Origin of the sequence: Allobosea sp. (genome assembly GCF_017308075.1) — a bacterium.
GTDB lineage: Bacteria > Pseudomonadota > Alphaproteobacteria > Rhizobiales > Beijerinckiaceae > Allobosea.
In genome coordinates, this window is sequence record NZ_JAFKFX010000029.1 from 35789 (window position 1) to 59619 (window position 23831).

Genomic DNA, 23831 nt, shown 5'->3' on the forward strand with positions numbered 1-23831 from the left:
CGATAAGCAAACCAGGAACAGGGGGAATATCATGGCAGTCACAGACAAGATCCTCCGCTATTCGTTTGCGGCAACGCTCATCGGCGCCACGACCGCAGGCATGGCGGGGAGCGTTTCGGCGCGCGACATCACCATCGGCGTGATCGGCCCCCTGAGCGGCCCGGCGGCGAATTCCGGCATTTCGATGCGGCAGGCCTATGAGGTCGCGGCCGAACAGGCCAACAAGGCCGGCGGCATCGAGATCGGCGGCGCGAAGAGCAAGATCAAGCTGATCTTCGAGGACAGTGCCTCGCGTCCGGAGGTCGGCGTCAGCGCGGCGCAGAAGCTCCTGACCCGCGACAATGTCGATATCCTGGTCGGCGATACGATCGCGAGCTCGGTCACGCTGGCGCTGATGGAAGTCGCGCCAAGCTTCGGCAAGTTCATGATGAGCGGACAGCCCGTCTCCATCGAAATCGCCAAGAAGATCAAGAGCGATCCGGCGCGGTTCGGCAATTTCTGGAAGGCGAGCTTCAACAGCGATGCCTATGCCGATGCGCTGTTCAGCTCGGTGCAGGACCTGATCAAGCAGGGCGCCGTCAAGGCCGACAAGAAGAAGGTCGCCTTCATCGTAGAGGACACCGACTACGGCAAGTCGAACGTCGAATATACCGAGCCGCTGTTCAAAAAGGATGGCTGGTCGGTGTCGTCGAGCGAGACCGTGCCGCTCGGCTATGCCGATTTCTATCCACAGCTCTCCAAGCTGCGTGGCAACGAGCCCGACGTGCTGATCTCGATCTTCACCTCGGTCAATTCCGGCATCGCGCTGGTCAAGCAGATCAAGGAGCAGGGCCTCAAATCACTCCATCTGGCGGTCTACTACCCGATCCGCCCGGAATTCCTGAAGGGCGCGGGTGCCGCCGCCAACGGGCTGTTGTGGACGCCGCTGTTCTTCGACCCCGTCAACAACCCGAAGCACAAGGGCTTCGCGGAGATGTTCAAGACGGAGGCCAAGGTCGAGGGCAATGGCGACCACGCCCAAGGCTACTGCCAGATGACGATGCTCCTCGACAACATCAAGAAGGCCGGCTCGATCGAACCCGCCAAGCTGTCGGAAGCTTTCGCAAAGACGGATTCGCAATGCGTCATCGCCCGGCTGGTCTATGATACCGAAATCCATACGCCCAAGACCGGCGCGGATTATTTCCCGGTGCCGATCGCCCAGATCCAGGATGGCGTGAGCCGCGCGATCTGGCCCTCGACCGCTGCGACGTCCACGTTCAAGCCGGCCAAATAGGACACGGCAGGCGCGTCGGGACCAGTCAACGGTACCCCGGCGCGCCGTTTCATTGCGTGATCGTTTCGTGGCAGCGGCGGGGTCCGACTCTATGCAAAATCCGGCGCCCGTGACGCCCTTGTTGAAGGTCGAGGGCATCACGATGGCTTTCGGCGGCATCGTCGCCGTCGATAATCTGAGCTTTTCCGTGCAACCTGGCGAGATCCTCGCGCTGATGGGGCCAAACGGGGCCGGCAAGACCACGACCTTCCACGTCATCGCCGGGGTGCACGCGCCGACCAAGGGCAGGATCACCTTCGATGGGCACGAGATCACGGACACCAGGCCCGATCGGCGCTGCCGGGCAGGCCTGGCGCGCACCTTCCAGATCACCCAGCCCTTCGACGAACTCACCGTCGTCGAGAATGTCATGGTCGGCGCCATCGCCCATCACCGTTCCATGGCCGATGCGCGCGTCGAGGCCCGGCGCTATGTGGACATGGTTGGCTTGAGCGAACGGGCCGACATTCTCGCCAAGGGGCTGAGTACCGGCCAGCGCAAGCGGCTGGAAATGGCGCGCGCCATGGCGACGCGGCCGAAGCTGCTGCTGCTCGACGAGGTGACGGGCGGCGTCGACATGGCGAGCGTGCCCGGACTGATCGAACTGGTGAAGCGACTGCGCGGCGAAGGGCTGACGCTGATCATCATCGAGCACAACATGAAGGTGATCACCGAGCTTGCCGACCGCGCGATCTTCATGAATCGCGGCGTGCGCATGGCCGAGGGCACGCCGGCCGAGATCGCGCGTCACCCGGAGGTCATCGAACTCTATCTCGGCGACGGTGACGGTCATGGCTGATACCCCCATACTGACGGTCGAGGGCCTCAACGTCCTTTATGGCGACTACCAGGTCCTCTGGGACGTCTCCATGCAGGTCGGCCAGAGCGAGGTGGTCGCCGTGCTCGGCCCCAACGGCTCGGGTAAAAGCACCGTGCTCAAGGCGATCATGGGCCTGGCGCCGGCCAAATCCGGCAAGGTGATGTTCGAGGGCCAGGACATCACCCGCGTGCCGACGCATGAGATGGTGGGCCTCGGCATCGCGATGGTGCTGGAGCGCCGCCGCCTGTTTTCGGCGATGACCGTGCGCGAGAACGTGCTGCTGGGCGCCTATCACCGCAGCGTCAGCAAGGAGGCGCGCAACCGGCTCGAATGGGTGGAGAGCCTGTTTCCGATCCTGGCGGAGCGGCGCGACCAGATCGCCGGCAAGATGAGCGGCGGCGAACAGCAGATGGTCGCGATCGCACGCAGCCTGATGTCGAAGCCACGCCTGCTGCTGATGGACGAGCCTTATCTCGGCCTCTCGCCGCGGGTCGTCAAACAGATCGGCGAGATCATCAAGCGCATCAACCAGGACGGCGTCGCGGTGATCTTCAACGAGCAGAATGTGCAGCTCTCCTTCGGCCTGTCCAACCATGGCTACCTGCTCGAAGGCGGGCGCGTCGTGCTGTCGGGGACAGGAGACGAGATGATCCATTCCGATGTGATCCGCCGCGTCTATCTCGGCGTTTGAGGGGAAGCCTGTGACCTTCGCGATCTTCCTCGAACAGATCATCAACGGCCTGATCATCGGCTCGATGTACGCGCTGATCGGCAGCGGCATCGCGCTGGTCTACGGCACGATGCGCGTGCTGAACCTCGCCCATGGCGAGTTCTACATGCTCGGCGGCTATTTCGTGTTCTTCCTGGCGGTGACCTATGGGGTGCCGTCCTATCTCGCCATTCCGGTGGCGGTCGTCGCGACCTTCATCCTCGGCATGCTGATCCAGCGCCTGACGGTCCATTACCTGATGGGCAAGGAAGCCTGGATGTTCTCGACGATCGCAGCGACATTGGGACTGTCGATCTTCCTGCAGAACGCCGCCTTGCTGACCTTCGGCGAGCAGTTCCAGAGCGTGCCCTATTATCTCGACGGCATGATCGAGATCGGCAGCGTCCGCCTGCCGCTGCAGCGCCTGCTGATCCTCGTGGTCGCCATCGTGACGATCGGGGCGATGACCTTCATCCTGAAGAAGACGCGGCTGGGCTGGGCGATCCGCGCCACTGCGCAGGACCGCGACGCGGCTGCCGTCGTCGGCATTCCGGCGCAGCACATCTATCTGATCACCTTCGGCATCGCCGGTGCGCTCGGCGCGGTCGCGGCCGCCATGCTGGCGCCGATCTATGCGATCAACCCGTGGAGCGGCATGCCGATCCTGCTCAAGGGGTTCGTCGTGGTCATTCTCGGCGGGCTCGGCAGTTTCCCGGGCGCGATCGCCGGCGGCCTGCTGCTCGGCGTCGTCGAGGCGATTGGCGTGCAGCTGACCTCGTCGGAATGGCGCGACGTCATCGGCTTCGCGATGATGATCGCCGTGATCTGGTGGCGGCCATGGGGCCTGTTCGGCAAGAAGCCGTCATGAGAGCCAGCACCACCATGCCAACACTCCCGCCGACCGTTTGGAGAGACGCATGTTCCAACCGGTAAAGCCGTCGCAATGGCTCATCATCGCAGTCGCCCTCCTGGGGATGGTCGCGGTGCCGCTGGTCACGCGCAATCCCTATCTGCTGCATGTGCTGATCCTGTCGATGATCTTCGGCATCTTCGCCTCGGCCTGGAATCTGGTGGCGGGATTTGGCGGGATGAAGACCTTCGGCCATCACGCCTTTTTCGGCATCGGGGCCTATGTCTCGGCGCTGCTCAGCATCAAGCTGGGCCTGAGCCCCTGGCTGACGATCTGGCTCGGCGCGCTGGCTGCGACCGCAACGGGCCTGTTCATCGGGCTGCCGATCCTGCGGATCCGGTCGATGGCGCATGTCGCGATCGTGACGCTGGGCTTTGCCGAGATCGTGCGCATCGTGATCTCGAACCTGCAGACGATCACGCGCGGCGAGCTCGGCCTGTGGGGCATCCGGCCGTTCGAAGGCTTCACCCTGCCGCTGCTCGGCAAGGTCGTGTTCTCGCCGGCCGACAAGGTACCGTATTACTATCTCATCCTGCTGCTGCTGATCGCCTCGACCGCGGTGATCATGCTGCTGATGCGCTCCCGGACGGGGCTCTCGATCATCGCGATGCGCGATGCCGAGGATGCCGCGGAGAGCCTCGGCGTCAACCTCACCCGCCAGAAGCTGCTGGTCTTCGGGATCAGCGCCTTCCTGGTCGGCATCTCCGGCGCCTTCTACGCGCATTACATCAGCATCCTCACGCCGACGGCGGCGGTCGGCATCGACCTGATGATCCTGGTGATCGCGATGGCACTGGTCGGCGGGCTCAGCACCTTCAGCGGCCCGCTGATCGGGGCGCTGATCCTGACCGGCATCGTCGAGCTGCTGCGCGATCTCGATCAGTACCGGCTGCTGGTCTATGGCGCGATCATCATCCTCATCGTGATGTTCCTGCCCAAGGGACTGACCACGCTCGGTCCGGTGTTCAGGCGGCGCTTCGCGTCGCGCTCCTCGTCCTGAGGTCAAAGGGAACGATCATGCTGGATAAGGATATCGCCGCCGCGATCACGGCGGCAGTCGATCGTGGTTTCGACGAGCAGGTCCGCTTCACCCAAGAGATGGTGCGCTGCCCGTCGGTGCGCGGTCATGAGCATACCGTGCAGGACCTGATGGCGAGCGCGATGGCCAAGCGCGGCCTGGCGGTCGACCACTGGAAGGTCCAGGTCGAGGACATCAAGGACCTGCCCGGCTTCGCGCCCGTGGTCGATGCAAGCTATGAGAACGCCTACAATGTGGTCGGCACCTATCGTCCGGCACAGCGCAAGGGCCGCTCGCTGATCTTCAATGGCCATATCGACGTGGTGCCGACGGGCGCCTGGGAACGCTGGACGACACCGCCCTTCGAGCCGCGCATCGATGGCAAATGGATGTATGGCCGAGGCGCCGGCGACATGAAATCGGGCCTGGCGGGCACGCTGTTCGCGTTCGATGCCGTGCGCGCGGCGGGCTTTGCGCCGACGGCGCCGATCCATTTCCAGTCGGTCGTCGAAGAGGAATGCACCGGCAACGGCACGCTTGCCTGCCTGCAACGCGGCTACCGCGCCGATTGCGCCTTCGTGCCGGAGCCGCTGGAACCGAAGCTGATGCGGGCCGAGGTCGGCCTGATCTGGTTCCGCGTCCATGTCGAAGGCGATCCGCAGCATGCTTCGGCGGGCTTCAACAATGTCGGCTCCAACGCCATCGAGAAGGCGCTCCTGCTGTGGCCGCCGATCAAGCAGCTCGAGGATGAGTGGAACGCCCGCAAGGTTCACCACCCGCTCTACAAGGACCACCCGCATCCGATCCGGGTCAATCTCGGCGAGATCTCGGGCGGCGAGTGGACCTCGAGCGTCCCGTCCAAGGCCGTGCTCAACATCCGGGTCGGCGTGCTGCCCGGCGTGAAGCTCTCCGATATCCAGCGCGAGATCGAGGCGCGGGTGCACGAGGCGGCGCTGGCCGATCCCTATCTGTCGAACCACCAGCCGCGCATCGAGTATCATGGCCATATGGCGGAAGGGTATGTGCTGGAGAATGCGGAGGGCCCGGAAGCCGTGCTCGGTCGTGCCCATCAGGCGGTATTCAATGCGGTCCTGCAGGAGGAGATCACCTCGGCGGCGACCGATGCCCGCTTCTTCGGCCTCTACCAGAATACGCCCGGCCTGGTTTACGGGCCGATCTGCGAAAGGCCTCATGGCTTCGATGAGCGGGTCGACCTCGACTCGGTCAAGGCCGTGACCAAGACCATGGCGCTGTTCCTGGCGGAATGGTGCGGAATCGAGCGCCTGTAGGCCTTTGGGAGTTTGTGCCGTGAGCATGCTGCGCGTGAATGGCGACCGGCTGTGGTCCGCATTGATGGAGATCGGCGAGATCGGCGGAACGCCCGGAGGCGGGTGTCGCCGTCTGGCATTGTCGGAAGAAGACGGGCGCGCCCGCGACCTGTTCCGCAAATGGGCGGAGGAGGCCGGCTGTAGCGTCACGGTGGACGGCATCGGCAACATCTTCGCCCGCCGCGAGGGTACGGACCACGCCGCCGCGCCGGTGGCAATCGGCAGTCACCTCGACACCGTGCCGACGGGCGGAAAGTTCGATGGCGTCTATGGCGTGATGGCCGGCCTCGAGGTGCTGCGCCGGCTGCGCGACCTGGATCTGCAGACGCGCCTGCCGATCGAAGTGATCGCCTGGACCAACGAGGAGGGCGCGCGCTTCTCGCCGATGACCATGGGCTCCTCGGTGTTCACGGGCGACATGACGCTCGACTTCGCCCTGTCGCGGCAGGACCCGTCAGGCCTGAGTGTCGGCGAGGCGCTGAAGCGCATCGGATATGCCGGCAACATGGCAGTCGGGGGGCGCCCCTTCACGGCTTATCTCGAGGTTCATGTCGAGCAAGGGCCGCTGCTGAAGGAAGGCGGCGAACAGATCGGCGTGGTGACCGGCTCGTTCAAGGCGCGCTATTTCGTGGCGACGATCAAGGGTCAGGCGGCGCATGTCGGGCCGACTTTGATGGAGCAGCGCCATGATGCGCTGGTCGGCGCGGCGGCGCTGACGCTGGAGATCGACCGGATCGGCCGGTCGCGCGGGCGTGACGGGCGCTCGAACGCGCCCTATCTTGAAGTTTATCCCAATGTACGCGGCGTCATTCCCCAAGAGGTCCGGCTGAGCTGCGACGTGCGCCACCCGGATGCCGACATGGCGCTCGCCATGGAAATGGAATTGCGCGACGCCTGCCGCCGCATTGCGCAGGAGCGCGGCGTATCGATCGATCTTGAGCAATATTTCGAGTTCGGCCCGATCAACTGCGATCCGGCGATGAGCACCCTGATCCGCGACACGGCCGAGAGGTTGGGCTTTTCCCAGCGGGATATTCTTACCGTGGCCAGCCATGACGCGGTGCCGATGATGGATTATTGCCCTTCAGCGCTGTTCTTCGTCCCGAGCGATACAGGCATCAGCCACAACGAGACGGAATACAGCACGCCCGAGCAATGCCGGGATGGCGCGGACGTGCTGCTCAATGCGGTGCTGAAACTGACCGCCTGAGGTCAATCCGCCTCCAGCGTGACATTCGGTGCGTCGGGCCAGAAGCGCGTGCCGGCCCGCGCCAGGCCGCCGCCGAGGCCCATGGCCAAACCGTCGGCACGCCAGCAGGCCGCGCCCGTGGTGGCACCACCCGGGCCGAAGGCGATGGCCGTCATGCCACCACCGACATGGGCGACCGGCAGCACGTTCCAGCCGCGCGCGGCGAGCCCGTCACGCTGGGCAGCGGGTACGGCCTCTTCCACCTCCAGCGCCTCGCCTTGCGTCCACAGCCTGGGCGCCTCGACCGCTTCCTGCAGGCTCATGCCATGATCGATCAGGTTGACGAGGGCCTGCATCACCGAGCCGAATATCCGCAAGCCCCCCGGCAGCCCGAGCGCGAAAGCGGGTTGGCCGTCGCGGAAGACGATGGTCGGCGCCATCGAGGTGGTGACGCGCTTGCCCGGCGCGATCGACAACGCGTGGCCGGGATGGGGATCGAACAGCGCCATGTAGTTGTTCGGCACGATGCCGGTGCCGGGAATGATGAAGCGGGCGCCGAACAATCCGTTGATCGTCTGCGTGCTGGCGACGATGTTGCCCTCGGCGTCGGCCACGGTGACATGCGTGGTATTGGCCGATTCCGATGAGACCACGCCGGGGGCCCAACTGGCGGTGCGCCTGGTGTCGATGCGGCCACGCCGCTCCCCGGCATAGGCCTTCGACATGAGCTGCTCGACCGGCACCTGAACGAAAGCGGGATCGGCAGTGGCTGCGGCGCGATCGGCGAAGGCGATCTTCAGGGCCTCGCCGAGCAGATGCATGCTCTCGACCGACCCGAAGCCGAGACCGGCCATATCGTAGTGCTCGAGTATGTTGAGCATCTGCGCGACATGCACGCCACCGGCCGAAGGCGGCGGCGGCCCGTAAATGTCGAAGCCGCGATAACTGCCGTAAACCGGAGGGCGATCGATCGTCCTGACGGCCATGAGATCGTCGAGCCCGATCAGGCCGCCGGCCCTGGCCATGTGATCGCTGATATGCCGGCCGAGCGCGCCGCCATAGAGTGCATCCGGTCCCTCGGCGGCGATGCTGGCGAGCGTGTCCGCGTAATCGCCCGTCACCAGGCGGTGGCCGGCGGCGAGCGGCGTGCCGCCGGGCAGGTACAGGCGTGCAATTTCGGGGTCCCCGGCCAGATCGGCGGCGGCCTCCGCGATGCAGGCGGCGAGATAGGGCGTGACGGCAAAGCCGCGCCGGGCATGGCGGATCGCCGGCTCCATGACGTCGGCAAGCGAGAGCCGTCCGAAGCGCCGGTTCGCGTCGCACCAACCGCGCAGCGTGCCGGGCGTCGCAACCGCCTTTGCTCCGATCGTGTTCTCGCGATCCACCGTCTCCATATAGGCGGGCATGCGGTCCGAGACCGGGCGATACATATCGGGCGTGGCGGCACGCGGCGCCGCGCTCAGACCGTCAAGCACGACATGGGTGCCGTCATGCAGGCGGATATGGGAGAGACCGCCGCCGAAAATGCCGACCATCATCGGCTCGACGACCGTAAGCGTGAACAGGGCCGCGATCGCCGCATCGATGGCGTTTCCGCCGGCCGCCAGCATTTCGGCACCGGCCGCCGAGGCAAGCGGATGGTTGGTGACGACCATGCCGCGCGAGCCATGCGCCGGCTGCTTTTCCGCGGTGAAACTCACCGCCGCCCTGTCGCGCCAGCCCTGCATCTGTCTCGCCGTCATCGCTTCCCCCAATTGCCCAAGAGATCTGTTTCCCGCCGACCATAGGCCGAGCCACAATCTGAGCAATGCGATAGCGCTGTCACAGTCTGGACTTGTGCGCCCCCCAACCCTTGGAGCGATAGCGGCTTTATCGCCATGCCGAAGTCGGCCTGATGGCCGTAGCTCTCGTGGTAGCGAAGAGGTCGCAGCGCGGCTTGATCAGGGTCAGGATGATATCGTCCTGCAAGCGCGCACGGCTCAACCGGCGGACCTACCAGGACCTCGCTGACCTGGTTGCGCTCATACATCGCAACCTCGATCGAAGCCGCAATGCTCAGCTACACGATTGAAGCGTCAAGCTCGGCTTCCTTTTGCCGTTGCGAATGGCGGCCGCCAATTCTCGGAGCGCCCTCCGCTTCCGCAGCTGACATCCAGGCGAAGACCCTCACGGCCGCCGCCATTAATCGCATTCTCCATGCAATATGCATTGACGTTGCAAGGGGCCGTTTGTAGCTTCGCGGAAACCAGGCGCGGCTCGCCGACCCGAACAATCACGCCGTCAGGGAGGTACAAATGCTCAAACGAATGACACTGGCCGCCGTCGCGCTCGCCGCCTCGGTCCTCGCCGTCCAGGCCAAATATCCGGAACGTCCCATCACGCTGATCGTGCCTTGGGCGGCGGGCGGCGGCACCGATGCGGTGGCGCGGCTGATCGCGGGAGGGCTGGAACAGGAGCTCGGCACGCCCGTCAACGTCGTCAACCGCGTCGGCGCGGGCGGCGTCATCGCTCATGCCGAAATCGCGAAGGCGGCACCGGACGGCTACACCATCGGTCTCGCGACGACCGAACTCTCGACCTATTACTGGGGCGCCACCGGCGACATCACCTGGAAGAATTTCACGCCGATCGCGCTGGTGAACTTCGACCCGAGCGCCATTCACGTGAATGCGACCTCGCAATGGAAAGCGGCGAAGGAGGTCGTCGAGGCGATCCGCGCCGGCCAGCCCGGCACCTACAAGATGTCGGGAGTGCCGATCGGCGGCGCCGCCCATCTCGCCTTCGGCGGGCTGCTGCACTCGATTGGCATCGACCCCAACAAGGTGACGCTCGTCCCGACGCAAGGCGCCGCGCCGGGCTTCCAGCAACTGGCCGCCGGCGGCGTCCATATCGTTGCCTCCTCGCTGCCCGAGGGTGCCTCGATGGTCGAAGCCGGCAAAGTGCGCGCGCTCGCGACCATCGGCAAAGAGCGCACCGCAGCCTTTCCGAACGTGCCGACGGCGAACGAGGCACTCGGCGCCAATTACAGCGCGGGCGCCTGGCGCGGCATCGTCGCCCCTCCCAAGCTGCCGGCGGATGTCCGTGAGCGGCTGACGAGCAGCCTGAAGAAAGTCTATGAATCCGAGAACTTCACCAAGACGATGAAGGGCCGCGGCTTCGGCCTGGTCTGGGCCGCCGGTGACGATTTCGCCACCTATCTCGACAAGGACTTCACGCAGACCGGCGACGTCATGAAGGCGATCGGCATCCGACAGCGCGATTGAACCCGATCTCTGCCGCGCCGGTCCGATCGCCGGCGCGGCCCGCCGCCGCGCGGAGTGTGCGATGAAGGTGAATAATCTAGGCCTCGGAATCATCGCCGCATTTGCGGCGCTGTGCCTGGGGATCGCCGGGATACAACTGCCCAATCCCAGCAAGCAGATCTATGGCCCGGGCTTTTTTCCGCTGCTTCTGGCCGTTCTGCTCGGCGTGACCGCCGTCGCACTGGTCGTCGAGGGTGGCCGCCAGCGCGCGGCGCCGCTCATCAGCCTCCAGCCCTGGACCCGCAATCCGGTGTTCCTGCTGCGCTTCGCCGCGATCCCGATCGGCGTGGCCTTCTATGTGCTCTGCGTCGGCACGCTCGGCTTCCTGCCGACCGTCTCAGTGCTGCTGCTGGCGCTGTTCCTTTCGCTCGGAGTGCGCTGGCAACTGGCCCTCGCTGTCGCCGTCGGCGCCGCACTGCTCATGCACAGCCTGTTCCATCTCGGCCTGAGGGTGCAGCTGCCCTGGGGCCTGCTAGAACCGATCCGCTGGTGACCCCGTGCTCGATGCTTACCTCACCGCACTCGAGATGGTGCTCGCCCCGAGCGTCCTTCTCGTCATCATCGCCTCGGCGGCCTATGGCCTCCTGGTCGGAGCGATCCCCGGACTCTCGGCGACCATGGCGGTCGCCCTTCTCGTCCCGCTGACGTTCTTCATGCCGGCGGTGCCGGCGGTGGCCGCCATCGTCACCGCGTCCTCGATGGCGATCTTCGCCGGCGATATCCCCGGCTGCCTGCTGCGCATCCCCGGTACGCCCGCCTCGGCGGCCTATGTCGAGGATTCCTATCGGATGAGCCTGAAGGGCGAGCCGGAGAAGGCGCTCGGCATCAGCCTCGTCTTCTCGGTGATGGGCGGCCTCTTCGGGAGCGCCGTGCTGATGGCGGCCGCGCCGGCGATCGCCGATTACGCCCTCAAATTCGGGGCGGTCGAGTTCTTCTGGATTTCGCTGCTCGGCCTGAGCGCGGCCGTATTCATCGGCTCGTCCAGTCCGAGCAAGGGCGTGCTGTCGCTCTTGCTCGGGCTCATCGTGGCAATGGTGGGCATGAACAATCCGGGCGCGGTGCCGCGGCTGACCTTCGGCTCCACCGACCTGATGGCCGGCATTTCGTTGATCCCGGTCATCGTCGGCATGTTCGCCCTGTCCGAGGTGCTGCGCCACATGATCAGCCCCTCGGGGTCGCTCGAGATCGTGCAGAAGAAGATCGGCGGCATCTTCGCCAGCATGTGGCGCCTCACCAAGCAGTATCCCTGGCAGATACTTCGCGGCAGCACGCTCGGCACCGCGGTCGGGATCCTGCCGGGCGCGGGAGCCGACATGGCGGCCTGGCTGTCCTATGCCATGAGCAAGCGCTTTTCGAAGGAGCCGGAGAAGTTCGGCACGGGCCATCCCGAAGGCCTGATCGAGGCCGGCGCCTCCAACAACAGCGCGGTATCGGGCGCCTGGATCCCGGCACTGGTCTTTGGAATTCCCGGCGACTCCATCACCGCGATCGCCATTGGCGTGCTCTTCATGAAGAATATGAACCCGGGCCCGACGATCTTCCTCAATTCGCCGGAGAACGTCTATGCGCTGTTCATCGTCTTCATCCTCGCCAATCTGATCATGCTTCCGCTCGGCTGGGCCTTGATCAAGGTCTCGGCGAAGATCCTCAAAGCGCCGCGCGATCTGCTCATGCCCGTGATCCTGGTTCTGTCGATCCTGGGAGCCTATGCGATCAACAACTCGCTTTTCGACATCTGGGTGATGCTCGGCTTCGGCGTGCTCGCCTTCTTCATGGAGGAGAACGACATCCCGCTCGCGCCGGCCATTCTCGGGCTCGTCCTCGGGCCGATGATCGAGGAGAACTTCGTGAACTCCATGATCATGTCGGGCGGCAGCTTCGTCGGCCTTGTCGACCGGCCGATCGCGGGCACGCTCGCGCTGGTGACCGGCACCGTCATCCTGTGGCCGATCGTGGCCGGGCTGCGCAGCCGCAGCCAGCCGGCCTGAGCGCTCGGCGCGCCGGCTATCCCGGATCCCAATGAAGAAGGCCGGCATCGATGATGCCGGCCTTCTTCATTGTCCGCAGTTCGCGCAGGGACGCGATCCGTCACCAGTTGCCGTGGGCCTGCCTTGCGCTCACCGTGCGGTCAAGCGCTTCCCAGTTCCAGTCGATGCCCAGCCCTGGTTGCTCGGACGGGAAGGCGACCCCGTTCTCGATACGGATGCCGGTATGGGTCACGAGATCGAGCTGCGGGATGAACTCCAGCCAGCGGCTGTTGGGCACGGCGCAGCACAGGCCGAGGTGGATCTCCATCAGAAAGTGCGGACAAACCGGGATGTTGAAGCCCTCGGCCATATGCGCGACCTTCAGCCAGGGCGTGATGCCGCCGATACGCGCGACATCGGTCTGCACGATCGAACAGGCACCCGCCTGCATGTAGTCCTTGAACTGCGACAGGCTGTACATCGATTCGCCGACCGCGATCGGGATCGAGGTCGACTGGCAGAGCCGGCGATGCGCGGCGACGTCATCGGCATGGATAGGCTCCTCGAACCAAGCGATATCAAAGGGCTCGAACGCCTTCGCCCGCCGGATCGCCTCGTCCATATGGAACCCTTGGTTGGCATCGGTCATGATGTCCCATTCGGCTCCGACCGCCTCGCGCACCGCGGCGATGCGGCGCGCATCTTCAGCCGCGTGCGGGCGCCCGAGCTTCAGCTTGGAAGCGCCGAAACCGTCCTCCTTGGCGCGGATCGCCTCCTCGACCAATTCGGACTGGTCAAGATGCAGCCAGCCATTCTCGGTGTTGTAGAGCTTGATCCGGTCCTTGGCGCCACCGGCCAGGCGGTGCAATGGCAGGCCGGTCCGGCGCCCGCGCAGGTCCCAGAGCGCGGTGTCGACTGCCGCAAGCGCGAGCGAGGTCACGGGCCCCACGGTGGTTGCATGGACGCGATACATCAGGTCGCGCCAGATCGCTTCGATGTCGTCGGCCTCGCGGCCGAGCAGCACGGGGACGAGGTGGTCATTCAGCATGTGGATCACCGACGAGCCGCCGGTGCCGATCGTGTAGCTGTAGCCGGTCCCGATCACGCCGTCGGCATCCCGGATACGAACGATCGGGGTCTCCTGCAGCTCGAAGCTCTGGACCGCATCGGTCCGCTTCACCTTGGGCTTCAGGTCCGCCTGCAGCACCTGCACTCCGACGATCTTAGCCATTCCGCAACAGCCTCCCATTGACTTCTTGCGCCGTGTCTCGGCTTGGAATAATGAACTTCGTATGCATTAAGCGTTTTTGGGAGGAGCGCGCAATGACTAATCGAGAGGTGAAGGTCGCGCTGTGCGGCGATTGGCCCGACGCCCTGGTCGATCGGCTGGAGCGGCTGCTGCCGGACTGCCGGATCGTGAACCGCGCCCATCTCGATCACGCCGCGGCGCGCGCTTGCGAGGTGCTGATTCCGCTGGGCATGGCCGTCACCGAGGAGTTGCTCGCCGGCAGCGCGATCAAGCTCGTCCACCAGTTCGGCGTCGGCTACGACAAGGTCGACACCGCCGCCGCCAAGCGCCATGGCGTGCAGGTCGCCAACGCGCCCTCGGAGTTCTCGGGAATGGCCGCCTCCGTGGCCGAGCACGCAGTGATGCTCGTCCTGGCCTGCGCGCGCCTGCCTTCCGAGTCGGCCGAGAAGATCGAGACCCGGCGCTGGGTCTGGACCGAGCACCTCAATCTCGGCCTGGCCGGCAAATGCGCCGGGCTGATCGGCCTCGGAAACATCGGCTCGGCCGTGGCGCAGCGGCTGCGCGCCTTCGACATGAGGCTCGTCGGCGTCAAGCGGACCGCGCCGGAGACGACGCCTGACGGCTTCGCCTGGGTCGGCGGGCTAGACCGGCTCGACGCCCTCTGCGCGGAAGCGGACTTCATCGTCGTGACGGCGCCCCACAACGCCCAGTCGGACGCTCTGGTCGATGCCGCCTTCCTCGCCCGGATGAAGCCGAACGCCTCCCTGATCAATGTCGGCCGGGGTGCGATCGTCGACGAAGAGGCCTTGATCGGCGCCCTCGATCAGGGGCGCATCCGCGCGGCCGGTCTCGACACCGTACGCCAGGAGCCTCCGGCCGAAGGCAGCCGCCTCGTCGGCCATCCGCGCATCGCGCTGACGCCGCACATCGCCGGCGTGACAGAAATTGCCTTCGACGGCACCACTGCGATGATCGGCGAGAATATTCGCAGGCTTCGCGCCGGCGAAGCACTCCGCTTCCGCGTCGCCTGAGGCACACCATGAAGATCATCAAGGTCGAGCCCTTTATCCTGCATATCCCGGTCACGAGCGGGCAGATCTCCGATTCGACCCATACGATCTCGCATTGGGGCGTGGTCGGCTGCCGCATCGAGACGGAGACCGGCCTTTCCGGCTACGGTTTCACCGGAACTCATGCGCATCTGCCGTCGGACAGGCTGATCACCGCCTGCATACGCGACTGCTATGCACCGCTGCTGCTCGGCGAGGACGCCGGCGAAATCACGCGGCTCTGGCACCGTCTGGCCCGATCGCCGGCACTGCAGTGGATCGGCCGCGCCGGCATCACCCAGCTCGCCCTTGCGGCGGTCGACGTGGCGCTCTGGGATCTCAAGGCCAAGGCGGCGGAGCAACCGCTCTGGCATGTCCTCGGCGGCGCGACCAGTACGGTCCTCGACGCCTACAACACCGACATCGGCTGGCTCTCGATTCCGGACGACGCATTGGTCGCGGGCAGCGTCGCCGCCGTCGAAAAAGGCGGTTTCCGGCGCATCAAGCTCAAGGTCGGCCATGCCGACCCGAACACCGACCTCACGCGCATCGAGAAGGTGCGCAGGGCGGTTGGCGACAGCGTCACCATTGCGGTGGACGGCAACGGGAAATGGGATCTCCCGACCTGCATGCGCTTCTGCGCCCGGGCCGAGGCCTATGATTTGCTCTGGTTCGAGGAGCCGCTCTGGTACGACGACGTCGCCTCCCACGGCGCACTGGCCCGGGCGACCACGATCCCGGTTGCGCTCGGCGAGCAGCTCTACACGCTCGACGCCTTCAACGCCTTCCTCGACGCCGGAGCGATCCATTATGTCCAGCCGGACGTGACCCGCCTCGGGGGCATCACCGAATACATTCAAGTGACGGATGCAGCCCATGCCCGGCGCCTGCCGGTCGCCCCGCATGCCGGCGACATGTCTCAGGTTCACGTCCACCTCGCCTTCTGGCATCCCGCCTCGACGATTCTGGAGTATATCCCCTGGATCAAGGACTGGTTCGAAGAGCCCGCCGCGGTCGAGGCCGGCGCCTTTCGGCGCCCACAACGGCCGGGCGCGAGTTCGACACCAAGCGAGGAGGCGTTCAGGCGGTTCGCCCAGCCCGCCTGAACGCATCGACTGATGTGAGCGGCTTTGAAAGGCGCAGGCAGCATGACGAGAGCTTCGGCGTCTCCGGCTGGCAAGGTCGGCGAAACCCTGGTCGGCCTGCCGATGTACAGGCTCATCGCCGACACACTCCAGAGCAACATTCGCGACGGCACGCTGCCGGACGGCACCGTGGTGAACGAGACTTCCGTCGCGAAGGCATTCGGCACCAGTCGCGTGCCGGCCGCGGCGGCATTGCGGGAGCTTGAAGAAGCGGGGCTGGTCAGCCGTCTGGCGCGGCGCGGCTTCCAGGTCGGGCAGGGAGCCGGCAAGCTGCACCGGGTCGATCTGCTCGAAGCCGGACTCGTCCTGCCGGAGGGGTTCGACACCGCCGGCGGCTCGCGCAGCCACCGCGCACGGCTCTATCCGGAGGTCGAGCGCGAAATTTCCGCCTGCCTCGCCTATGGCAAGTTCACCGTCAACGAGAGCGGGCTGGCGCGCGCCTACGGCGTCAGCCGGACCATCGCGCACGAGATCCTGGTGCGATTGGAGCGGCTCGATATCGCGCGGCTCGAAGGCTCGCGCTGGTATGTGGGGCCTCTGTCCATGGACGATCTGCGCAACCGCTACGAGATGCGCTGGCTGCTCGAGCCCGCCGCCCTTATGCGCGCAGCCCCCCTCCTCGGCCGCCCCGCCGTTACGCGTGCCCTGCGCAGGGTCGAACGCTATGTCGATGCCGAAACCCGCCCGGCCGCGACGACGATCCTCGAACTCGAACAGGACCTCCATCTCGACATGGTGCTCAAGAGCCCCAACAGCGAGATGTGCTCGGCAATCTACCGCTCGCAACTGCCCCTGCTGTCGACGCACTACACCTTCCAGAAGGGCACCAGCGTGGAAGAGATACGCAGCATGGCGCGCGAACACGTCGCGGTGTTCCGCCGCCTGCTGGCGGGGGACGCGGCGGGCGCAGCGGAAGCGCTGGAGCAGCATCTTCGCTCGGCCTTCGACGTCGTGATCGAGCGCTATCAAGCCTCGCCGCCGGACGATTTCGTGGCGCCGGAATACATGTCGCGCGAGGCCTAGAGCTTTTTCGAGCGACGCAGCAGCCGGAACGATGCCGGGCCGAATACAGCTGCGGCGGCACATTCTCGGCCTCGCACCGCGCCCTGATGAGCTCTGTTGAGCTGGTCCCTACCGAGCCCTGTCTTTTGACGGCCAGCAGGACCGCAATGCCGAGGAAACGCCACGAGCCGGAAGAAACCCTGAAGCACTGTTCGATCGATTTTCGGATTCCGATCTCGTCATCAATCAGCATCCCCTGTCATGCGGCAGCCGGCGCAGCCGCATGACAGGACTGGCGGCATCGATTTCCGTCGAACGCCATGGCTGGATCGGACCTAGATGTCGGCCTATGCGATCCGCGCCTATGTCTTCAGCACCCCATCATGCGAAATGATCGGGATCGGCGGCGAGACCGCGACGATGCGCGCCTGCGCCTCGACCATCTGGCGCAAGGCCTGCGGCGTCACCTCGAGCGCCGGCTCATCCCCGCCGGCCCGGCCAAACAGCCAATCGAATTCGAAAGCGCCCGAGAGTGGCTTCGGGACATGCAGCAACGAAACGTCGGCCCAGAACTCGCCGGAGCCGCCCTGCGCCGCGATATGCAGGAAAAAGCCGGAATTCCCGTCGATCACTGGCGGCATCGCGAAATCGTCGCCACTGACATGGTTCGAGGCCGGACGTACCTCTCCGTCGGACCGCAATTGCAGCACGGACGCGACCTTAGCCCCCTCCATCCGAAGCTCGAGCGCCTTGATGAACCCCTCCGTGCTGTGGTCGAGCTGGATCTTGATCTCGCGGCGCTTCTTGTTCGCATCGGTCAGCACGAGCACCAGGCTCGTGAAACCGCGAAGATGCGTGGGCGATCCGACCAGGCGCAGCAGCAGCCGCATGCCCTTGATTTCCGATCCGAAGCCGGTCCCGGTCAGGTCGAAATAGGCCTTGTGGTATGTCAGCGGGATCGCCTCCGACGGGGTCCCGCACAGGATCGCGGCCGGCGTCTCGAACTCGACGACTCGCACGCGGTCTTCGGCAGAGGGGGATTTGATGGCGCCCGACGGCAAGACAAGCGCGTTGACCGCGCCAGCGAGCAGCGACGAACGGCAGAAAGTCTCGACCGGCCGCCCCGGCTCGTCGAGATAGCGGGTGGTGAGCGCCGCAAGATGGCGGTGGACGTGGAGCGGAAACGGGCTGAGGAGGGTCGACGAGATCAGCCAGGCGGGCTGGCCATTGCTGCCGCTGCGCATCAGCTGGATCTTCTCGTGGTTCGCCGTGAGCATGGCGACGAGTTCCGTTGTCTGCACCGGTACCGCGGCAAAGTCATTCTGATCGCCCGAACCGTTCGGCTGCTTCTGCTCGGCGACATGCACGAAGTCGAAATCGCGGCTGGTCCGTGTCCAGGCCAGGAAGGTCGACAAGCTCGCCATCGCGGCACGGGCAGTAGCGCTTTCCGCTGCCGTCAAAGTGACGGCGACCGGCAGCTCCTTCTTGCCCTTGCCCTTGTCCTTGGCGGGCGGCGACCATTCGAAGCTTGCCAGCATCAGCGGCGCGCTGCTGCGGCCGGCGGCTGTGTCGACCCAGTTCGCTGTCGGAACCGCGAATACGGAAAGCGAATAGCGTCCGGCGGAGACCGGCTGATGCAGGACGGCGAGCTTCGCGAAATCGCGTTCCTCCGGCGAGCCCGTCTGGATCGACGGCAAGCGTGCAATGTCGACATGCTTGTCCTTGGCTCCCGCGACATGGCCGTCGACGGCGAGCTTGAGGGTACGCAGGACGAGGGCGCCGCCGGCTTCAGCGCTCAGCAGCAGATCCGCTTCGGCCCCGTCGGCGCCGTATCGCAGCAGCTTTTCAGGCATCCCCTTCTGCAGATCCAGCTCGATCCACCAGCCGCGCTCGGCGTCGAGGCCGATGGACGCGACGGTCTCTTCCGTCGTCCATGCCGGATCGAGGTGACGGCGTAGCGAAACGCCGAGGAAGTGCTCCTCGAGCGAAACGGCGTCGGAGGCCGCATCGCCGATATCGCGTGGCGAGAGCATGACGAGGCTGTTCGGGAAGGCCGGCGCCGTGGCGTTGGCATGGTCGAAGGTCAGGCCGACCGGGCCTTCTGCCATCAGCGTCATGCCGAGCGCCCGCGTCTTGTCCATGGGGCGGTAGTCCAGATAGGGGGTCGGTCCGATCTCCTTGCGCGCGTCGAGGATCTCGACGGTTGCGACCTGCTTGCCCGAGCCCGATTGTGGGAGCGCTTCAAAGCCGTAGCCGAAGCCGGTCTTGATCTCCGAAGCGATCCGATCGGCGAGCCCACCGCGGGCGAAAGGCGGCTCCTGCAGCACGCCGATCACCGGCGGCCCGGGATGCCTGTCGGCCCCGCCGCCCGGCGCCGTCGTCAGGGGGATCAGCGCGCGCAATTGCGGCCGGGTCAGCATGATGCGCGACTGGTCGGCGAGCATTGCGACGCGCATCGTCCAGCCCGTCTCCGGCCTCGCCTCCTCCGCCGACCAGGAAATGAGCTCGCGGCCGGCCCGCAAGGCGCCAGCATAGCGCGAGCGCAGGGTGAAGCGATGACGGAAATAGGTGGCGGAAGGCTGGTCCCAGAAATGCGGTTGCAGCACCGTGCGCGAGGGCAAGGGCAGCAGCTTCTGGGTGATGCTCTGAGCGTCGAGATTCGAGCGGTCGAAAAACGCCTCCCCCTCGAAACGAGCCAGCCGACCAGCCTGATCGAGCCGGAGCTCCACGGCCGGGTCGAGCGGGGTGTCCGCCTTCTGGCCGTCCTCGCGAAAATCTCTCGGGTTGATGTGATGATAGATCGGGCGCCCGCTCGGGCGCCAGCGCTGCGACGTCACGTCGATTTCGCCGATCAGTCGCCAGAAGCGTGTCCGCTCGGCGTGCAATGGACCTTTCGGCAGCTGGTCCCTGGTGACGATCTCATAGCGGCGGGAGCTACGGATCGGCTGAACCGTGATCATCTCGGCGGCAAGCCGGTTCCGAGCCTCCCTGTCCTGCTGCGCGGGCGTGAAGGCCAGCATCGTCTCGACCCGAACCGCCGCGGCCGGGAAAGCGAGGTGCTTGCCGGCGATGGCGCGTGTCGTGAATTGCAGAAGGCCGGAGTCGAACACGGGCGGATGGATAACCTGCCCGGCGAAGTGCTCGGCCGGGACGAGCGCATCGACAGACAGGCGCGCGACATGGCCGGCCGGGATGATCGCCCTGAAATCGCTGGCTTTGCCAGCAAGCCTCAGCGAAGGGCCCGGACCGATAGTGACCGTGCAGCAGAATGCCTGCGCGATCGGGGCGAAAATCTTGGCGTGCAGACGCTCGGGCGTCCAGAGCGTGTTGTCCTTCAGGTTCTCGGCGATCTTCCGCAGCGCTTCCGCGACGTCGAAGGTCTCGCTGTCGGGCTTCGCCGGCATACTGGCGAGTTGATCGAGCAGGATGAGCTCGATCCGCAGCTGCTCCACGGCCGGATCGGGCAACCGGTCGAGCGCGGCCGCGAGGCTCTCATCCTGGTGACGCATCAGATAGGCGGCGAGCAGCGCGCCCTCGAAGCGCCGGGCGATGGCGTCATCCTTGAAGATCCGCTTGCGCAGATCGGCATTGCCGAGCCAACGGTCGAAATCGAGATAGCCGATCCGCGGCGTATGCAGCGTGACGGTGACCTCGTCGCTCAGCCCGCCATTCCAGCCATCCTTTTCCGGGGCCAGAAGCAGCAGCGGTGCATCCACTCCGTCCGGTGCGCGGGCCCCCGTATCCGTGAAGCTCATCGCGGCCGATCCGCCTGCGGCTTTCAGCACGAGGCGCAGCCGCAGCGTGTCGGACCGGCTCTGGAACGTGCGCCTTTCCTTGACACCGCCGCAGCTCACCGTCAGCACCACGTCGAGCGGGCTGGCGGCATCATACGGGTCGCTACGCGTCGCACTGGAGCTGATCTCGATCGCGTCCACCGCTGCGAGATCGACAGCGTTCGACTTGCCCTCATTGGCCGCGCCCAACTGCTCGAAGCTGACATTGGCGATGCCGGGATGGTCCGGGTGCGCGGCCGGGCCATCGAAGAAGCGCAAATCGAGCGCGGAGGGCGCGCCGATCCAGCGGATATCGGCGAGTTGCCAGCTGTTCGTCATGTGCGAGGCGGTGGCGCTGCCGATCACCAGGGCCCCGCGTCCGTCGGATTCGCGGAACAGATCGCGCGCGCCGTCGGCGGATTGCTCAGCGTAAACTCCGATGCGCGGATAGTCGGCGGCGAGCGGCGCGACCCCGGCAAGCGGAGCACCGATGCGCAGGGGCTTTCCGTTCCGGCGCTTCTCCTCCACCGCCGTCTGGCCGATCGCGGTGCGACGGCTGTAAGGGACGCGTGCGATCAGTGTGCCCTGCGTCGTCTCGCTTGGCGCCTGCAGCTTGTGCTTCGGCATCCAAGGCTGCGCGGCAGAGTGCTGCAGAATGAGCGGCAAGGTACCGGCATTGGTCGTGACGAAGGACAGGCTCTCGACCCAACGCCCATAGGCGAGACGTGGGACCCTGGCGAAACCGGGCGCCGTGGAGGAGCCGTGGCGATAGAACGGCGTGTAGCTGCGTTCTCCTTCCGCGGTGCCGTTCGGCAGCCGCGTTTCCAGGAGCTCGGTGCTGGCGAAGGGAAAGCCCTGAAAGTCGATGAACATCGGGGCCCGGCCGTCGCTCACCGCTGGCAGCATTGGATGGATCGCAGCTTCGACGGTCGTGACGGATGCGGGCTTGTCAGGATCGTGCGGCCAGGTCAGCTCGGCCAGATTGGCATGTGCCCAGAGGTTCTTGCTGTCATCGGTGCTGTCGATGCGCCGCAGGCAGACGCCGATGCCATTCAGATGCTGCGCGAAAACGTCGACCCTGGCTCCGTCCATATCGGCTGCAATCTGGATAGGCAGCGGGTGCGGCGCATTCTCAGGGATGAAATGCGCCAGCGGATCGAGGAGGCGGTCGAGCCCCGCGATCGAGGCAGCATAGGCTCGCGCGAGATGCGCGTGGACCAGCCGCCTGTCCTCGGGCGTTCCCGGAAACGCCGGCGTCGGCAGCGCCTCGATCAACGTGGCGAAACATCCCGGCTCTGCCGTAGCGCCGTCCTCGCCGAGCAGACGCCTGCCGAAATAATCGACTTCCCTGGCGAGCTCGCGAAATTGCGTCGATCTGCTTCGCTCCGTGCCGTCCAGCCGCTCCAGCACCAGTTTGAGGAACTCGCTGCCGGCAGCACGCCTGGCCGCCTCGGCGCCGTTGAAAGCGCCGTCGAGCAGGGCTCGGAAGGCGGCCCAGGCCGACGGGACCACATCGCTCTCGATGGCGCCGATGAGCGCCTCATCGCCGGGCCGCCCGATCGCCTTCGCATAGTTTTTGGCGATCAGCCGCGCCGGTGGTCCGTTGAAAGCCGGTGCGCTGGTCTCGATCAGCCGCAATGTCGCCGCTTCCAGCCCCGCTTCGTCCTGCAGACGCTGTTCGGCGGCGGCGAGGCCCCGCATCAGCATCGCGAGCCCCTGCTCCTCGGTGACCGAGAGCCGGGCGGGGTCGAGCACCACTCCCGACGCGCCCTCATAAATGCGCAGCAAGGTCTCGATATAGGCTGCTTCAGGCGAAGCATCGGATCCGGGTTTGCCGATGCCGTGCACATGGCGCAGGGCTGCGGCAAGCTGCGCGCGATCGGCATTACGCTGCGCAAGCGGACTGTGCCGCAACGTATCGCGCAGCGCGCCCGTCACGAACGGCGCGCGCAAATTCTCCGGGGTGAGCTTATGCGCGTCTTGGAACGCCGGCCGTTCGAGCTCTTCGAGCAGCGCCGTGACCAATGGCGCGAGGATCGGCCCCTCGCTGTCATCGCCAGAGGCAGGTTTCAGGAGACCGATGACGAGGGTGTCGAGCGCAGCGCAGAGTCCCGCGGCCGCGGCCCAGACGGCGATCGGCGACGGCGTTTCCGGCTCGGCGGGAACTGAACTCGGCTCGAACAATGCTTCGTACGGCCTGTCCGCCTCGCCGACAGACGAAGCCAGCGCAGGGCCGACCGCCAGCAACGTGGCGGCACGTTCCTCGAACCAGCGCGCGACGCGCCACAGATTGACGGCGTCGCAATCGACCTTGAGAAAGCCCTCTGAGCCGATGATGTCGTCGACTTCCCCGGGAAGGTCGAGCGGCAGGGCCGCCTCGCTCAGCAGCTCGGTCCTGCAAGTGACTTTGCCGAGTTTGCCAAGCGAATCATAGCTGACATCCCAGTTCGGATCGGCGACGGTGCCAGCGGTCGTCGGCACCTCCGGATGCTCGCCCGGGTCGGCGAAATACGGCAGCACCAGATAGTGCCCGAGCCCCTTGCTCGCCGGGCGTAGCAGATGCGTCAGCCCGAATTTGTGGGCGATCGGCGCGTTCCACGACTGGGCCGCCCGCAGCCGGTCGGCCGCTCCGGCAGCTTGGACGGTGATCTCCGTCGGCTCTTGCGTGTTGGCAGCTGCGCTGGCCGACCAGTACCGCGACGAGGATGTCGAGGTTGGCCGCTCTTCCTTGTCGAGCCATGCCAGGAGTTCCCCGGCCGCACCGAGCGAAGTCTCGGAAATCTGGTCGTCGACCTTGCCGACCCATGCCAGCCCCTGGCCGGTGACGTATTTCCAGACATGGAACCGGACCTGCTGCACGGCCTGCAGAAATCTATCGAAGAGGCGCCGCGCCGCGGCCTCCTCGTCATCGATCGGCGCGGCCGATCCGGAAACCGACGGGCATTCCAGACTGAGATTGACCGCGAAGACGATCGGCTTCTCGGCGCTGGCGGGGTGGAACGAGGCCGGCTCGCGATCCAGCAGGCAATGGAGGACGGGGTCTTGCAAGGCCATG

The 23831-nt window shown here is 65.8% G+C and carries 16 protein-coding genes; 13 read left to right on the forward strand and 3 right to left on the reverse strand.

The features are described 5' to 3' along the window. The first annotated feature begins 31 nt into the window (after positions 1-31). The 7 genes from J0J10_RS10760 (at position 32) to J0J10_RS10790 (ending at position 7310) form a co-directional block, all read left to right on the forward strand. Positions 32-1276 (forward strand): ABC transporter substrate-binding protein, encoded by a 1245-nt coding sequence (locus J0J10_RS10760; protein ID WP_291646491.1) that lies wholly within the window; start codon positions 32-34, stop codon positions 1274-1276. A 109-nt stretch (positions 1277-1385) separates the two neighbouring features. Continuing rightward, complete coding sequence (locus J0J10_RS10765; protein ID WP_291640446.1) at positions 1386-2114, forward strand: ABC transporter ATP-binding protein; 729 nt, start codon at positions 1386-1388, stop codon at positions 2112-2114. Beyond that, positions 2107-2826: an ABC transporter ATP-binding protein gene (locus J0J10_RS10770; protein WP_291646493.1), complete on the forward strand. Its 720-nt coding sequence runs from the start codon at positions 2107-2109 to the stop codon at positions 2824-2826. Before J0J10_RS10765 ends, J0J10_RS10770 begins: the two co-directional genes overlap by 8 nt. A 10-nt stretch (positions 2827-2836) precedes the next feature. Then, complete coding sequence (locus J0J10_RS10775; protein WP_291640449.1) at positions 2837-3712, forward strand: branched-chain amino acid ABC transporter permease; 876 nt, start codon at positions 2837-2839, stop codon at positions 3710-3712. A gap of 49 nt (positions 3713-3761) precedes the next feature. Then, entirely contained in the window at positions 3762-4754 is a 993-nt protein-coding gene (locus tag J0J10_RS10780) for a branched-chain amino acid ABC transporter permease (RefSeq protein ID WP_291646494.1), read from the forward strand. Between the two features lie 17 nt (positions 4755-4771). Beyond that, a complete protein-coding gene (locus J0J10_RS10785) occupies positions 4772-6061 on the forward strand; it encodes an ArgE/DapE family deacylase (protein ID WP_291646495.1) in 1290 nt (429 codons plus the stop codon). A 25-nt stretch (positions 6062-6086) separates the two neighbouring features. Next, the gene (locus J0J10_RS10790) at positions 6087-7310 is read left to right on the forward strand and encodes a Zn-dependent hydrolase (RefSeq protein WP_291646689.1); all 1224 of its coding nucleotides are present in this window, start codon (positions 6087-6089) and stop codon (positions 7308-7310) included. A 2-nt stretch (positions 7311-7312) separates the two neighbouring features. On the opposite strand, the gene ggt is transcribed toward J0J10_RS10790, so the two are convergent. Next, the gene (gene ggt / locus J0J10_RS10795; protein ID WP_465247192.1) at positions 7313-9031 is read right to left on the reverse strand and encodes a gamma-glutamyltransferase; all 1719 of its coding nucleotides are present in this window, start codon (positions 9029-9031) and stop codon (positions 7313-7315) included. A gap of 552 nt (positions 9032-9583) precedes the next feature. Here ggt and J0J10_RS10800 point away from each other — a divergent pair. The 3 genes from J0J10_RS10800 to J0J10_RS10810 all read left to right on the forward strand — a co-directional run bounded on the left by J0J10_RS10800 (position 9584) and on the right by J0J10_RS10810 (position 12579). Next, the gene (locus J0J10_RS10800) at positions 9584-10552 is read left to right on the forward strand and encodes a tripartite tricarboxylate transporter substrate binding protein (protein WP_291646497.1); all 969 of its coding nucleotides are present in this window, start codon (positions 9584-9586) and stop codon (positions 10550-10552) included. Between the two features lie 61 nt (positions 10553-10613). Then, on the forward strand, positions 10614-11084 hold the full coding sequence (locus tag J0J10_RS10805) for a tripartite tricarboxylate transporter TctB family protein (RefSeq protein ID WP_291646498.1): 471 nt from the start codon (positions 10614-10616) through the stop codon (positions 11082-11084). A gap of 4 nt (positions 11085-11088) precedes the next feature. Beyond that, positions 11089-12579: a tripartite tricarboxylate transporter permease gene (locus J0J10_RS10810; protein ID WP_465247193.1), complete on the forward strand. Its 1491-nt coding sequence runs from the start codon at positions 11089-11091 to the stop codon at positions 12577-12579. A 100-nt stretch (positions 12580-12679) separates the two neighbouring features. On the opposite strand, the gene J0J10_RS10815 is transcribed toward J0J10_RS10810, so the two are convergent. After that, positions 12680-13789 (reverse strand): mandelate racemase/muconate lactonizing enzyme family protein, encoded by a 1110-nt coding sequence (locus J0J10_RS10815; protein ID WP_291640459.1) that lies wholly within the window; start codon positions 13787-13789, stop codon positions 12680-12682. A 92-nt stretch (positions 13790-13881) separates the two neighbouring features. Between J0J10_RS10815 and J0J10_RS10820 the strand changes: the two genes are divergently transcribed. Genes J0J10_RS10820 through J0J10_RS10830 form a run of 3 tightly spaced genes read left to right on the forward strand, consistent with a single transcriptional unit; the run spans position 13882 to position 17024 of the window. Beyond that, complete coding sequence (locus J0J10_RS10820; protein WP_291646499.1) at positions 13882-14838, forward strand: NAD(P)-dependent oxidoreductase; 957 nt, start codon at positions 13882-13884, stop codon at positions 14836-14838. Positions 14839-14846: 8 nt separating this feature from the next. After that, positions 14847-15962 carry a mandelate racemase/muconate lactonizing enzyme family protein gene (locus J0J10_RS10825; RefSeq protein WP_291646500.1) on the forward strand — a complete coding sequence of 372 codons (1116 nt, stop codon included), beginning with the start codon at positions 14847-14849 and terminating at the stop codon, positions 15960-15962. A 42-nt stretch (positions 15963-16004) separates the two neighbouring features. After that, positions 16005-17024 (forward strand): GntR family transcriptional regulator, encoded by a 1020-nt coding sequence (locus J0J10_RS10830; protein WP_291646501.1) that lies wholly within the window; start codon positions 16005-16007, stop codon positions 17022-17024. A 341-nt stretch (positions 17025-17365) separates the two neighbouring features. On the opposite strand, the gene J0J10_RS10835 is transcribed toward J0J10_RS10830, so the two are convergent. Beyond that, positions 17366-23830 (reverse strand): hypothetical protein, encoded by a 6465-nt coding sequence (locus tag J0J10_RS10835; protein WP_291646502.1) that lies wholly within the window; start codon positions 23828-23830, stop codon positions 17366-17368. Between the last annotated feature and the right edge of the window lies 1 nt (position 23831).